This is a genomic window from Clostridium gelidum, from assembly GCF_019977655.1.
In the GTDB taxonomy this organism is placed as follows: Bacteria; Bacillota; Clostridia; order Clostridiales; family Clostridiaceae; genus Clostridium; species Clostridium gelidum.
On sequence record NZ_AP024849.1, the window covers coordinates 5,707,665 to 5,722,500 of the forward strand.

12 protein-coding genes, 2 tRNA genes and 2 rRNA genes (1 of these 16 running past the window's edge) are annotated in these 14,836 nt (G+C 29.8%); 5 read left to right on the top strand and 11 right to left on the bottom strand.

The features are described from left to right. The first annotated feature begins 239 nt into the window (after positions 1-239). From psyc5s11_RS26160 to psyc5s11_RS26170, 3 genes are all read left to right on the top strand, one after another. A complete protein-coding gene (locus psyc5s11_RS26160) occupies positions 240-722 on the top strand; it encodes a hypothetical protein (RefSeq protein ID WP_224035378.1) in 483 nt (160 codons plus the stop codon). 114 nt (positions 723-836) lie between these two features. Next, positions 837-1,496 carry a 4Fe-4S double cluster binding domain-containing protein gene (locus psyc5s11_RS26165; protein WP_224035379.1) on the top strand — a complete coding sequence of 220 codons (660 nt, stop codon included), beginning with the start codon at positions 837-839 and terminating at the stop codon, positions 1,494-1,496. A 94-nt stretch (positions 1,497-1,590) separates the two neighbouring features. Beyond that, positions 1,591-2,325 (top strand): NAD-dependent protein deacylase, encoded by a 735-nt coding sequence (locus psyc5s11_RS26170; RefSeq protein ID WP_224035380.1) that lies wholly within the window; start codon positions 1,591-1,593, stop codon positions 2,323-2,325. A gap of 221 nt (positions 2,326-2,546) precedes the next feature. Here psyc5s11_RS26170 and psyc5s11_RS26175 read toward each other — a convergent pair whose 3' ends face one another. Beyond that, positions 2,547-2,753, bottom strand: coding sequence for a DUF2281 domain-containing protein (locus psyc5s11_RS26175; RefSeq protein ID WP_224035381.1), 207 nt, complete (start codon positions 2,751-2,753; stop codon positions 2,547-2,549). Between the two features lie 269 nt (positions 2,754-3,022). Here psyc5s11_RS26175 and psyc5s11_RS26180 point away from each other — a divergent pair, with 269 nt between their 5' ends. After that, the gene (locus tag psyc5s11_RS26180) at positions 3,023-3,718 is read left to right on the top strand and encodes a response regulator transcription factor (RefSeq protein WP_224035382.1); all 696 of its coding nucleotides are present in this window, start codon (positions 3,023-3,025) and stop codon (positions 3,716-3,718) included. Continuing rightward, positions 3,693-5,996 carry a histidine kinase dimerization/phospho-acceptor domain-containing protein gene (locus tag psyc5s11_RS26185; RefSeq protein ID WP_224035383.1) on the top strand — a complete coding sequence of 768 codons (2,304 nt, stop codon included), beginning with the start codon at positions 3,693-3,695 and terminating at the stop codon, positions 5,994-5,996. Before psyc5s11_RS26180 ends, psyc5s11_RS26185 begins: the two co-directional genes overlap by 26 nt. A 220-nt stretch (positions 5,997-6,216) precedes the next feature. On the opposite strand, the gene psyc5s11_RS26190 is transcribed toward psyc5s11_RS26185, so the two are convergent. From psyc5s11_RS26190 to psyc5s11_RS26235, 10 genes are all read right to left on the bottom strand, one after another. Further along, entirely contained in the window at positions 6,217-7,452 is a 1,236-nt protein-coding gene (locus psyc5s11_RS26190) for a competence/damage-inducible protein A (protein WP_224035384.1), read from the bottom strand. A 455-nt stretch (positions 7,453-7,907) separates the two neighbouring features. Further along, entirely contained in the window at positions 7,908-8,861 is a 954-nt protein-coding gene (locus psyc5s11_RS26195) for an ROK family protein (protein WP_224035385.1), read from the bottom strand. Between the two features lie 98 nt (positions 8,862-8,959). Further along, the gene (locus psyc5s11_RS26200; RefSeq protein WP_224035386.1) at positions 8,960-9,208 is read right to left on the bottom strand and encodes a hypothetical protein; all 249 of its coding nucleotides are present in this window, start codon (positions 9,206-9,208) and stop codon (positions 8,960-8,962) included. Positions 9,209-9,480: 272 nt separating this feature from the next. Next, the gene (fusA, locus tag psyc5s11_RS26205; protein WP_224035387.1) at positions 9,481-11,562 is read right to left on the bottom strand and encodes an elongation factor G; all 2,082 of its coding nucleotides are present in this window, start codon (positions 11,560-11,562) and stop codon (positions 9,481-9,483) included. A 589-nt stretch (positions 11,563-12,151) separates the two neighbouring features. Then, positions 12,152-12,607 carry a VanZ family protein gene (locus tag psyc5s11_RS26210; RefSeq protein WP_224035388.1) on the bottom strand — a complete coding sequence of 152 codons (456 nt, stop codon included), beginning with the start codon at positions 12,605-12,607 and terminating at the stop codon, positions 12,152-12,154. 146 nt (positions 12,608-12,753) lie between these two features. Further along, positions 12,754-13,191, bottom strand: a complete 438-nt coding sequence (locus tag psyc5s11_RS26215) for a hypothetical protein (protein ID WP_224035389.1) — start codon at positions 13,189-13,191, stop codon at positions 12,754-12,756. A 336-nt stretch (positions 13,192-13,527) separates the two neighbouring features. After that, a tRNA-Ala gene (locus psyc5s11_RS26220) sits at positions 13,528-13,603 on the bottom strand. 1 nt (position 13,604) lies between these two features. Beyond that, a tRNA-Ile gene (locus psyc5s11_RS26225) sits at positions 13,605-13,681 on the bottom strand. A gap of 46 nt (positions 13,682-13,727) precedes the next feature. After that, positions 13,728-13,844 (bottom strand): 5S ribosomal RNA (gene rrf / locus psyc5s11_RS26230). A 135-nt stretch (positions 13,845-13,979) separates the two neighbouring features. Beyond that, positions 13,980-14,836 (bottom strand): 23S ribosomal RNA (locus psyc5s11_RS26235); it runs 2,055 nt beyond the window's last position.

Genomic DNA, 14,836 nt, shown 5'->3' on the forward strand with positions numbered 1-14,836 from the left:
AATTATACTAAATATCGTGACAATTTTCATACGAAAATCAAGAGATTTAGGATTATATTTCTTGTTATCATTACATCCTATTAATTAGTTTTATTAATACATATACCTACGTACTATCACATAAAAAGTGCTTAATAAATGTCTTAAATACACTAAGTGTATAGTATCTGTATATCCGGTGAGATATTTTGTAAATTATGTTATAATAAGTGCTAGATAAAATTATAATCTAATGAACAATGGTAAATTATGACGAGGGAAGTGCTATTTTGAACTACTCAGATTTAATGAATTTAGAAAATATATATTTAAATAATTTAGAAGAGCCACAAGAAAATTTTCTTAGGCTAACTTTTATTAAGAGTAAAACAAATGTTATTTCTGAATCAATAAATATTGGTGACAAAGTTATTAAAAATGTGCATTCAATTGATTATGATTATACAATTCCCTTAATACAAATTGATTTTGAATCATACATTGGATATTCGATTTTAAATGAGAGTTTTACATCCATGGATCATTATGAGGAATTTGAGGGTAAGGCATTTAGAATTTACAGAAAATCAAGGTATTTAGATTTCATAAAGGTTGGAACGTTTGCGTCAGAAGATTATCCCGGTACATTTAAACATTATGGGATTGTCTGCCTTAATCATATAATTGATATTGTTTCAGTATCAGAACCTGTTATTAAAGAGATACAAATAAGTGAGCCTTAGATAAATTTTGATGAACTCATTAAAAAGTGTCAATCACAATTTTCTTAAATTGTGTCTCAACAATATTTAAAAGCGAAGTGAAGAAAAACATTTTATATAAAAGGAGCACTACATATGATTGACTTATACAGTTGTATTTTAGAGATTTTCAAGAAAAATTCTGATATTCTATTTGGTATTTCTAATATAAGTTTTAGTGAATATAAATCAGAATATAAATGTGCATTAGTTTTTGCTATTCCTCATACAGAATTATTGAGTATAAATAATTATAAAGAAGAGAAATTTGAAAGTTTAATATGCGAAGCGCGTGATTGTATTAATTCGTTATTAGAAGAAATTACTACCCTATTAAAAAAACACAAAATTCAATATTACATACCACCTGTTGCACAATCAAGTGAAGAAACACTCATTGCGCCATTTTCATTTAAATTTGCAAGTGTAAATGCAGGTTTGGGATGGATAGGTAAAAATGATGTTTTAATTACAGAAAAGTATGGACCAAGAGTACGTTTATCGGCAATATTAGTTAATTATGAATTGCCAATAGGAAGTCCTATTATACAGAGTGGATGCCCACCAGCGTGCAATATATGTATCAAGGCTTGTCCTCATAATGCATTAACTGATTACCAATGGAATATAGGCGCAAAACGTGAGGAATTAATTAATTATAAATTATGTAATCATAAAAGAAGCCTTTATTTAAAAACACATCATAGAAAACATTCTTGTGGATTATGTATGGTATCATGCCCTTTGGGACTATAAAAATATATTAAGTTTGATTTGCTTTCTTCTTTAAATGTATAATAAATTAAGAATAATATATTCTTTTATCTAGAATTATAGTTGGAGGTATTTTATGAGTATTGAAAAATTATCAAAAATTTTAAAGGAAAGTAACAACATAGTTTTCTTTGGTGGAGCCGGAGTATCAACTGAATCTAATATTCCAGATTTCAGAAGTTCAACCGGATTATTTAATGAAAACCTCAATGTTACATTTACTCCTGAACAATTAGTATCGCATTCATTTTATATTAGATACCCAGAAGAATTTTTTAATTTTTATAAGTCAAAACTTATTTATCCAGAAGCTAAACCAAATGGCGCCCATTTAGCATTAGCTAAACTTGAAGAAATGGGAAAACTAAAAGCTATAGTAACTCAAAATATAGATGGACTTCATCAAATGGCAGGAAGTAAAAATGTTTTTGAGCTTCATGGATCTGTTCATAGAAATTACTGTACTAAATGTCATGAATTTTATGATGCAAAATTTGTTTTAGAAGCTAAGGGTGCTCCTACCTGTACTAAATGTGGTAGCGCTGTTAAGCCAGATGTAGTACTTTATGAGGAAGGTTTAGATGATAAAGTAATTAGAGGTGCAGTAGATGCAATTTCTAAAGCTGATACTCTTATTATTGGGGGAACTTCACTTGTAGTTTATCCTGCTGCCGGACTTATAGAATATTTTAGAGGTAAAAATCTTGTACTTATAAATAAAAGCTCTACTTCTGCTGATTCCAAAGCTGATTTAGTTATTAATGATTCTATTGGTAAAGTCTTAAGCGAGTCAATACAGTTAATGAAATAAAATAGTGAACGATAATTTGAGCATAATAAAGATCACTCAATCCTTATAAGAATTGAGTGATCTTTATTATACTTAAATCTATACTTGATTATTCTCCAAGCTTTAGCCTTAGGGACGAAGTATGACCCAAAATAGACTAGCATACTGACTTGTTATTTCTTTTACCATCCCTTAGCCTTCGGTAAAAATACTAATTATTTTATCAGTCACTTCTTGAATTTTTATAAATTTTTCCAAGCTTCATCCTCCTCTGGCTTAAGCCAGTCTTTACTTAAACTTTTTTCACTTGCTAAAGTTATATTATCAATTTTAAAATTATTATTGTTTACTTTTTTAAATTGTATAAAATCTATATAATCATCTAGTTCTTCCAAAAGATAAGGTGGTAAACTTTCTATCTTCTTTAACAATGTTTCTCTATTAATCATTTAAATCACCCTCCTTTAGCATTATATTCAATTAATATTATAACACATACAATAATTAAATCTCCAAATATAAACTTACATTTTTTTGAATTTAAGTAATAGTAATTACTTAACTATTAATAAATGAATTCTTTCGATTTTCTTAAGAATTTAGCTTATACTTTTGTAATATTATTGCCTTAGTATAAATATATAGGATTTATTAATTTCTATTAAGTTACACCATATGGTAAAATAAGATTAAATTTCAAAGAACTTTGGAGGAAAACATGAAAAATTATAATATTTTAGTTGTTGATGATGACAAAGCAATAACAGATGCAATAGAAGTATATTTAACTAATGAAAAATACAATATTTTTAAGGCTTATGATGGACTACAAGCTTTAAATGTACTACAAACTGAAGACATACATCTTATTCTAATGGATATAATGATGCCTAATATGAATGGTACAAGGGCCACTATAAAAATAAGAGAAGAAAAACAAATTCCAATAATAATGCTCTCTGCAAAATCAGAGGATACTGATAAAATATTAGCTTTAAATTTTGGTGCAGATGATTATATAACTAAACCATTTAATCCATTAGAACTAATTGCTAGAGTTAATTCTCAAATTCGAAGATATACAAGATTTTCTCCTCTTATAGAAAATAATAATGTAATTATTATAGGTGGAATAGAACTCAACAAAGAAAGTAAAGAAGTATCTGCAGAAGGAGTAAATGTAAAATTAACCCCATTAGAATTTAAAATTTTAACACTTCTTATGGACAACCCTAATAGAGTATTTTCTATTGAAGAAATCTATGAGAGAGTATGGAATGAACCAGCTTTTAATAATGTCGATACAGTTACTGTCCATATAAGGCGCATAAGAGAAAAAATAGAAATAAATTCTAAAGAACCAAAATATTTAAAGGTGGTATGGGGAATTGGATACAAATTTGAAAAACAATAAAAAGACTGTTAATAAATATTTTATAATAATATCATTGTGTATTGCCATTTTGCCTATTCTTTTAGGTTTGTCAACATTTTCAGAAGGATTAATTAATAACGGAAACATATCTGATGAAAAATCAGAACTTTATGATCAATATGTTCCAAACATTGTAAAAAGCGCTTTTTTTAATGATGAAAAAGGGGATATAAGAGATGATGTTATCTCAAAAAAAATAGATCGTCTTCAACTTGAATATAAAAGTGCACTACAGGTTACTCAAAAGTCTTATGAAGACTATTCAAAAGAACCTGATAACTCCGCTGATAAATTAAAAGACTTAAAAAATGGATATGATAACGCCAGTGCAAATTTTTATCAAAGTTATGACGAGTATAGAAAACAAGCTATAGACAATATTAATGAAGACATAGCTTATCTTAAAATTGTAAATAATCCAATAAATCTTGAATTTTACATTGAGTTTAAAGACGGACAAGTAGTTAGTAATATTAGTGACGGATCTATAAATTCTATTATTGATGAATCAGAAAAACATTCTAAAGATTATATAATGTTTATAGATATATCTAATAATTCTCCTAAACAAACAATTAGTACACATAGTATGGACTATAAACTTGATAAATTAATTCCTACTTATTACACATTTAAAGATTCAGATGTTAGACTAAGTAACGTAATCATTAGATTACCAAGTTCATTAGAAGAAGGAGATGAACTTTATACTATAACTCAAAAAGATAAAATATCTAATGTTATTGGATATGGAGCATCAACATTATTAGTATTAGATATAATTATGCTATGTATTTTTATATTTAAATTAAAAAAACAAAAAGATATAAAATTGGAGAATACTAATATATTAAAATTCTATAATAAATTGCTTATTGAAATCAAGGTTTTAGTTGCTGTACTAATCCTGAATACGTTATTAGGTTTAAACAATATAATTACTCATTGGGGACACGATCTTATAGAAAACCGCATTTCATATATAATAGGACAAACTCATAATTTGCATACATCAAGTAGTTTTTGTATACAGATGTTTAGCCTCTTCATAACAACTAGTATAATAGGATATTTAATAATGTGTGATATATATCAATTTTATTTAAATAAAAATAAACCTGAGACAAAGCAATATATTTATGAAAAATCTATGTTCTGCATAACCTATAATAAATTCAAGATCATTTTTTCTAATGAACCAATGACTAGGAAAATAGGATTTATTTTAATTATATTTGTTTTATATTTAGCCTCAATAGTTTGGTCGATGTGGATAATATCAACTCATGATGCTTTCTTATTCTATTTATGGATGCATCAATGGTACTATAGAATTCCTGTTATTGTGTTTATTGGTTCACTAATTATAAGTATTTTAGGTACGGTATTTATAATTAAATATATTTTTACCTTTTTCACTGACATTAATAAAATAAAGATAACTACAGATAATATTATAAAGGGAACTTATAAAAACGAAATAAAAATTAAAAATTCATCTCTTCTTAAGGAATTAGCAGATAATATAATGAATATAGAAGATGGTTTAGACAAAGCTATAGGTAAAGCTGTGAAAAGTGAAAGAATGAAGGGTGAACTTATAACTAATGTATCCCATGATTTAAAAACTCCTTTAACTTCTATAATTAATTATGTGGACCTTTTAGATAAGGAAAATGTTTCAGAAGAAAAGAAAAAAGAGTATTTAGCTATCCTAAATGAGAGATCATCAAGATTAAAAATCTTAATTGAAGATTTATTTGAAGCCTCAAAGGCAGCTTCAGGCAATTTAGAAATGCATATGGAGAATTTAGACCCTGTAGCACTTCTTAGGCAAACTTTAGGAGAGTTTGAAGATAGAATAAGTAATTCTAATTTAGATTTTATAAAAAGCATACCAGAACAAAAATTAACTATATATGCAGATGGGAAAAAGACATTTAGAATATTTCAGAATCTAATTTCTAATATTCTTAAATATTCATTAAAAGGTACCAGAGTCTATATAGATGTTGAAGAAAAAGATGAATTTATATCTATAACATTTAAAAACATCTCAGAGTATTCATTAAATTTTACTGAAGAAGAAATCTTAGAAAGATTCAAAAGAGGAGATGCTTCAAGGACAACAGAAGGCTCAGGACTCGGATTATCAATTGCTAAAAATTTAGTAGAACTTCAAGGTGGGATATTTGAAATAAAATTAGATGGTGATTTATTCAAAGTTGTAGTTTTATTAAAAAAACAGAAACTTTAATTAAATTTCTGTATAAATAAATTCAATTTGGCAATAACTAATAATGAAGTGTTTAACTTCATTATTTAATCGCCTCTCCCCCATTTTTATTTATATACAATAGTTAAGTGCCGTAATTATGTTCAATGATTTGAAATAATTACGGCACTTTCGTTTTATATTTATTCTCAATGGTATTTTAATAGAATGTTTATAATCTTTCATATTTGCGAATTGATCCCTATTTCTTAATAAGAATCCTTCTAAGCATATCTAATCCAGTTATTGTAGCTTGAAGTCTAACTCTGCTTCTATTTCCATTAAATATGCATTTCTTAACTGTTACTTCCCCTTGTACATATACTCCTACATAAACTAATCCCACTGGTTTTTCTTCTGTTCCACCATCTGGTCCTGCAATTCCTGTTGTCACAATACTTACATCTGTTCCAGCTGTCTTTGCAATACCAATTGCCATTTCCCTTGCTGTTTCTTCACTTACAGCTCCATATCTATCTAATGTTTCATTCTTAACACCTAATCTATTATGTTTAGCCTCATTAGAATATGTAACAGCACCTTCTAAAAGCACTTCAGATATTCCCGGGTAATTAATAAGGGTACTTGCTATCATTCCCCCTGTACATGATTCAGCCGTAGATACAGTTAACTTCTTTTCAATTAAAAGCTTGGCTACAACATCTTCTATTGCAATGTCTTCCGTTGCATAGACATTATCTCCTAATCTTCCCTTAATTTCTTCTTCTATAGGTGCTATTAATTTTAAAGCCTCTTCTTCATTTTCAGCCTTTGCTGTTATACGAAGATTTACACCAACTTCTTTTGCATAAGGTGCAATAGTAGGATTAGTTTGAGCTTCCATCAAGTCCTTAACTTCATCTGCAGCAGCACTCTCTCCAATGCCTAATATTTTTATCATTTTTGATACCAATACTGAATCAGACTTCTTTTGAAGATATGGCTTAACTGTTTCTTCAAACATCGGTTTCATTTCCTTTGGTGGTCCTGGTAAAATAATCATTATTTTATTATTTTCTTCTATAATTACACCTGGTGCTGTACCATTATTATTATTTATAATAATAGCTCCCTCCGGAATTAACCCTTGCTTTAAATTATTTTCAGTCATTTTTCTTCCTCTGAATTTGAAATAACCCTTCAGCTTTTCAATTGATTCTTCATCTGGCAGTAATTCTTTATTAAAATATTTTGCTGCAACTTCTTTTGTAATATCATCCTCTGTAGGTCCAAGGCCACCTGTTGTTATTATAAGATCACTTCTGCTATAAGCCTCATCAAGAGCATGTACAATTCTTTTTTCATTATCTCCTACAACTTGTTGATAATACATATCTATGCCTAAAGTTGCTAATTCCTGTGCCAAATACTGAGCATTAGAATTAACTATGTCTCCTAGTAAAATTTCTGTCCCTATAGCTATAATTTCTGCTTTCATATTTATTACCTTCTTCTCGTTATATTTATATACAAAACCCATTTTTAGTCCTTTTAACAATATTAGATTATTAATTTTTAATTGTCAATTATTTCAACTGTATAAATATGTAAAACCTATCCAATAAAATATTGAATAGGTTTTATATACAAATATTTTCTTTTTATAATACGCTATCCCCAAATTAAATTTAGAGATAGCTTATATAAAAAATTTTTTCATCTCAATCTATTTTAAGCAAACACTTAAATCATAAAAAAACAAAATGTTTTTTACATAATTATTTACCTAAAAAGAAATAAGTAATATGTATGAGAGGAAAAAATTCATTGCAAGAGAGCTTCTATACTTGTATTGTATGTATAATCTCTCTTACTTATTCATACTATTGAAAATTTATTAAAAAAAAGTTACTACACCGTGTTTTAAATATCCATAGATTACTTAGATAAATATTATTTATCTTCTGTTTCAAGTAATGCTAAAGCTACAGCACCTACTACGCCTGCATTTGTACCTAGTCCTGCTGGAACAATTTTAACTGATTCAGCCATAGACTTAAAGCATCTCTTATTAACAACTTTTCTTACTGTATCAAAAACAATATCTCCAGCAGCAGCTACTCCACCACCAATTATTATTATTTCTGGATCAAAGATAGAAACTGCATTAGCAACAGCTATTCCTAAGTAATTTAATGCATTGTCAATTATATCTTTGCAAACTGGATCTCCTGCAGCTGCTTCTGTAAATACTTCATATGAAGTAACAGTTTCATATTTTCTTAGAGTCGTTTCAACTTTACTAGTTAATGCTTCTTGACCTCTTTTAGCAATTGCAGTTCCTGATGATGTTGCTTCTACACAACCAATATTTCCACAGTTACATCTTGGGCCGTCTGGTGCTACTGTCATATGTCCAATTTCTAAAGCATTTGAAGTATGTCCTCTATATACCTTTCCATTAAGAACAGCACCTCCGCCTACTCCAGTGCTTACAGTAAAGAATACTACATGTTTAGCGCCTTTTCCTGCTCCAAACATATATTCACCAATAGCTGCAACGTTTGCGTCATTATCTAAAAATACAGGTAATCCAAACTTTTTATTTAATGGCTCAACTAAATTAAAGTTTTTAAAAGGAAGATTTGGTGTATAAATTATAGTTCCTTTTTCAGCATCTAAAGGTCCTGGTGAACCAATACCGATTCCCTTTATCTCTTCATAAGTTGCTGAACCATCTTTAATTACTTTTTCTACAGATTCAATAATTCTATTTAATACAGGAATTTCTCCTTCACTAGCATTTGTTGGCACTGTTGTTTGACTTATTACTTCTCCATTTAAATTAGATAATGCAGCACTTATTTTAGTGCCCCCTAAATCTACCCCTACAACATACTTTTGCATAATTTAACTCTCCTTCATTTCATTTAATTTCCCATTTAAAAACAATTTATTCTAATTGTTATTATACTATATTATGTTGTGTTAATAAAACCTGTATTTTAAATATTATTTTCATGTGCCTTATTTGCACTTATATAATAGTTGCCAAAATCATCATATTGGGTATAATTAATAATAAATTTATTGTCTCTAAGCATTGAATTAATTACATCTATATCACCTTTATTATCTTTATTAATCCTTATTACAAAATTATCATCCTTGTCTATTATATTTAAATAATCAAATATATTGCTATAATCACTTAATTCTATACTCCCACTAATGTCCATACTATAATCTGACATTAATCTTCCTCCTTACTAAATATAGTGTTTAAAATTCAATACTCTTACAAAAATAGTATTTCTACTTATAAGTGATTTTATGCTATTTTAATGATTAAAAATTCACTTGAATTTAATAAAAGGCATCTGTATAAAAGCTTTAAAAAGTAATCTAACTTTTCAATCCTTTTATAACAAATACCTTTTACATATTTACCCTCATTATCTAATTAAATTAAACTAATTAATAGTTAAACAAGCTCATTAAATTGATCTTTGTTTCTATAAAAATTCTATTTTCTTACCTCTTTTATGCTTTCTATAGCTTTTGATAATTCTGCTTCTGGAACTTCTTCATATCTTACAATTTCCTTTGTGAAGGTTCCCCTTCCTTGAGTTAATGAGCGTAATTCAGTAGCATACTTTCTAACCTCTGCAAGTGGAACTTCAGATGTAACTTTTTGTTTCTCCCCTTCTGATTCCATCCCAATTATTCTGCCTCTCTTTTTATTTATATCTGCTATTACATCTCCCATATATTCATTAGGCAGTAAAATTTCTACTTTCATAATAGGTTCTAGCAAAATAGGATTAGCTTGCTCAAGGCCTTTCTTGTAGGCTATCGATGCCGCCATCTTAAATGCCATTTCAGATGAATCCACAGCATGATATGATCCATCATGAAGTATTGCTCTAAGCCCTATAACTGGACATCCAGCTAAAACCCCATGTGATATGCAATCTCTCAATCCTTTTTCTACTGCTGGAATGAAGTTTCTTGGAACAGCACCACCAACAACATTATCTATAAACTCTAAATCCTCTACTCCATCACTTCTTGCTTCAAACTTAATAACAACATCTCCATATTGTCCATGTCCACCAGATTGTTTTTTGTGTTTTCCTTGCACATCAGCAAAACCCTTTATTGTTTCTTTGTAAGGAACCTTTGGTAGACTTAATACTACATCCACTCCAAACTTACCCTTTATCTTACTTGAAATTATATTAATATGAGTTTCTCCAAGTCCTGAAATAATAATTTCTGCATTTTCTATATCTCTAGATATTACAAAAACAGGATCTTCTTCTTTTAATTTATTTAAAGCTTGAGATATCTTTTCTTCATCTCCCTTAGCTTGTGGTATTACAGCCATAGAGCAAACTGCCTTTGGAAAATTCATCTTATCATACATTATTTTAAAATCTGGACTCGCTAACGTATCTCCAGTACTTGTATATTGTAATTTAGAAATCGCACCTATATCCCCTGCAATAATCTTTTTAGTTGGTATTTGTGTCTTACCTCTAATAAAACAAATATGAGATAATTTTTCGCTCTTTTCTTTATTAACATTTAATACTGTCATATCATCCTTTGCCTCTCCAGTTATAACTCTAAAAAATGATATTTTACCTACAAATGGATCTGCGATAGTTTTAAATACTAATGCTGAAAATGGTTTCTCTTGATCAAGATTTATGAAAACCTCTTCATTTTTTACAACATCTAAAGCTTTTTGAGCAATTGCATATTCTGGTGAAGGAAAACATTCCACTATATCATCAATTAAAGAATCCATTCCTATAACTTTAGTTGCACTTCCACACATAACAGGTGCAATATCGCCACTAGCACATCCACTTATTAATCCTTTATATATCTCTTCATCACTTAATTCGCCTTCGTTAAAATACTTATCAAGTAAAGCTTCATCTGTTTCTGCTACAGCCTCCATAATCATTTTCTTACATTTCTCAACTTCACCCATTAATTCCTCAGGTATATCTAATATTTCTATCTTCTTCGTTGTAACATCATATATTCTAGCTTGCTTAGATATTATATTTATTACTCCCTTAAAATTATCTTCCTCTCCTATTGGATATTGAATTGGAACCACACTTATTCCAAACTTTTCTTTAAGAGATGCTAATACCTTATCAAAGCTTGCATTTTCTCTATCTAATTTATTTATAAAAATTGTCCTAGGCAATTTAATCTTATTACAATATTCCCATGCTCTTTCAGTTCCAGCCTTTATTCCTGAAACTCCACTAACAACTATCATTCCAACGTCTACAGCTCGCATACCTTCAATACATTCACCTTGAAAATCAGCATAGCCTGGAATATCTATAAGGTTTATTTTAACATGATCTAATTCAATTGGAGCTACTGAAAGAGCAATAGAAAATTGTCTCTTCTTCTCTTCAGTATCAAAATCTAAAACAGTAGTCCCATCTTCAATCTTCCCTAATCGATCAGTTATCTTTGAATAATATAAAATACTTTCTGCGAGTGATGTTTTTCCTGTTCCATTATGTCCCATTAATCCTACATTTCTTAAATTTTTAATACTATAATCTTTCATTAGCCCTGCCAAACCCTTAAGTCACCTTAGAAGCTGGCTTTCACCTGCCTTTCACCTTATAATACTCTGTCTTATTTATAATTCTATTTATATTTATGAAATCCTCCTTATTTTCATAATTTTCTGATAATTTATATAAAATATATTTTTATTCTTACACCTTTTAACTAATTTCGAGTTTTATTGTGGTATTTATAAAAAACATTATCATTCTATCTGTTCTTATTTAAATTTATATTTATTATTTTGAAGCTGAAAATCCACATCTAATTATTATTATTGCTTGTATCTGCAAAACATTTGGATAAACTATATTTAAAATTCAATATTTACTTATGGTCTATAGTATCATATATATTCTTTACCTCAGAATAATATTAAATTCTTTAAATATAAAATTAATACCCTTATCATTTTTAGATTCAAAACTTCAAGTATTTTTCACTGCCTTTTATTACAATTCTTATTGGAAGAATTGCATGGGATAATAATCGTGTTTTGAATAAAAGCAGATGTATTTCTACATCTGCTCTTTTGTATATATGCTAATCAATCTATTTATCCCATTAGCTTTTTAATCAAAATTTTATCAAATTTCTTTTTTAACAATCTGATGTTTTTTGTGGGTAACAAATAAGTTAATTAATACTGTGGTAGCCCCTCCGCAAGTATCAATTATAACATCTCGAATTGCTCCTGATCTTCCCGGGACAAACAATTGATGTATCTCATCAGTGCAAGCATAAAGAAATACGAATACTATTGTTATAATTATAACTTGCTTCATATCAAAATATAACTTTAACACATTTAAAACAAGTAATGCTAAAATCATATATTCAAAAAAATGCGCACATTTTCTAACAATAAAATTAGCAAGTTGGCCAAAAATATTGTTCATATCTATCCCAATTTTAGAAAGTATATCTATTATGCCACCACTTTGAGAATCTGATATGTTAGCTGGTTGATTTGACATAATAAATATTCCAATAATCCAAATAATCAATAAAACCCAATAAATTATTTCTCTTCTGTTTTTCATATTCTTCCTCATTCTATTAATTAATTTTAACTTTGAATATCTATAGGTATTTCATTTGATATCTTCATCTCTTTAAATTAGAGTTAAGAACTTCAAATCCCTATCTATAGTACTCCATGTGAGTATAACTCCAAATTAGCTTCTCTTTATTCTGACATATATCTATTTATATATGCAAGTGATTCTTCTAATAATTCTTGACCTTTTTCTAATCCATCAACTTTCATTTCTAAATTACAAATTCTTTGGTCAATTTTGTACATAAGCTGTTTGATATCTTGCATTAGTTTTGCCTCATATGTCACTTGTATACCCTCATCATCAATAAATACTTTTTCTGGAGGATATCCACATTTAGTGCATTTTGCATATATTCCTTGCTTTTCTAAATTATTAAATATTTTAAATGTATCATTATTACATTTTTTACAGCTTGATAGCATCACAAATTCATAATAACTTACATCATAATAATAAGTATTGCCACAATCCTTACATGTTAATTTTAACTGATTATCTTCTGTCACTATATGAAATTCATTCCCACTACATCCATCTTTTTTGCAGACAACAGTTTGTACCATAATCCTACCTCTCATAATATAATTTTTTTCTTCATATTCCTAACTATAAGCCAGATATTAAAATTACATTTTTACATATATTTTACATTTAAATTATATATCATAATTTCTATATTGTACACTTTAATAGTTAGTATTTTTAATTCATTTTATGAGTTAGTTCTACTATTTTTTCAATTACTATAAATTTTAATTCATCAAAAGCTAAGAATCACTTTATTTAAAATATAACTCAAAAATAGATTTAATCATGTCTTTTTAAGAAATTATAATATTTAAGCATAATTCCTTAAATAACAAAAAAAACTATGAATTATAATTCATAGTTTTTTCTAATGGTGGAGATTAAGGGAGTTGAACCCTTGACCCCCTGCGTGCAAGGCAGGTGCTCTCCCAACTGAGCTAAACCCCCATGGTGGACCTTCAGGGACTCGAACCCTAGACCTACCGGTTATGAGCCGGTTGCTCTAACCAACTGAGCTAAAGATCCATTAGCTAATATTCCTTAACTAAAAAATCTTGTATTCTACAAGAATACCTCGCAACGTCCTACTCTGCCACACAGTCACCCGTGCAGTACCATCGGCGCTATAGACCTTAACTGTCCTGTTCGGAATGGGAAGGAGTGTTACCTCTATGCCATCGTCACGAGATTAAGTGAGTCTCTAAATCTATGATTTAGTTAAACGAACTTATGCAAATTCGTTAGAATTTGTTTTCCTCTGAAAGAATTGTTCTTTCAAAATTGCATATAGAATTAATGTATATTTTACAACTTGATTAAATAATTGGTCAAGCCCTCGACCTATTAGTATCAGTCAGCTAAATATGTTACCATACTTACACCTCTGACCTATCAACCTTGTAGTCTTCAAGGGGTCTTACTAGCTTACGCTATGGGAAATCTCATCTTGAGGTTGGCTTCACACTTAGATGCTTTCAGCGTTTATCCATTCCCGACTTAGCTACCCAGCTATGCTTCTGGCGAAACAACTGGTACACCATAGGTCAGTCCATCCCGGTCCTCTCGTACTAAGGACAGCTCCTCTCAAATTTCCTACGCCCGCGACGGATAGGGACCGAACTGTCTCACGACGTTCTGAACCCAGCTCGCGTGCCGCTTTAATGGGCGAACAGCCCAACCCTTGGGACCTACTTCAGCCCCAGGATGCGACGAGCCGACATCGAGGTGCCAAACCTCCCCGTCGATGTGAACTCTTGGGGGAGATCAGCCTGTTATCCCCGAGGTAGCTTTTATCCGTTGAGCGATGGCCCTCCCACGAGGTACCACCGGATCACTAAGCCCGACTTTCGTCCCTGCTCGACTTGTAGGTCTCGCAGTCAGGCTCCCTTATGCCTTTGCACTCTACGAACGATTTCCGACCGTTCTGAGGGAACCTTTGGGCGCCTCCGTTACATTTTAGGAGGCGACCGCCCCAGTCAAACTGCCCACCTAACAATGTCCTGTCACCAGTTTCATGGCATCCAGTTAGAACTTCAATACTATCAGGGTGGTATCCCAACAACGACTCCACCAAAGCTAACGCTCTGATTTCCCAGTCTCCCACCTATCCTGTACAGACAATACCGAAATTCAATGCTAAGCTACAGTAAAGCTCTACGGGGTCTTTCCGTCCAATCGCGG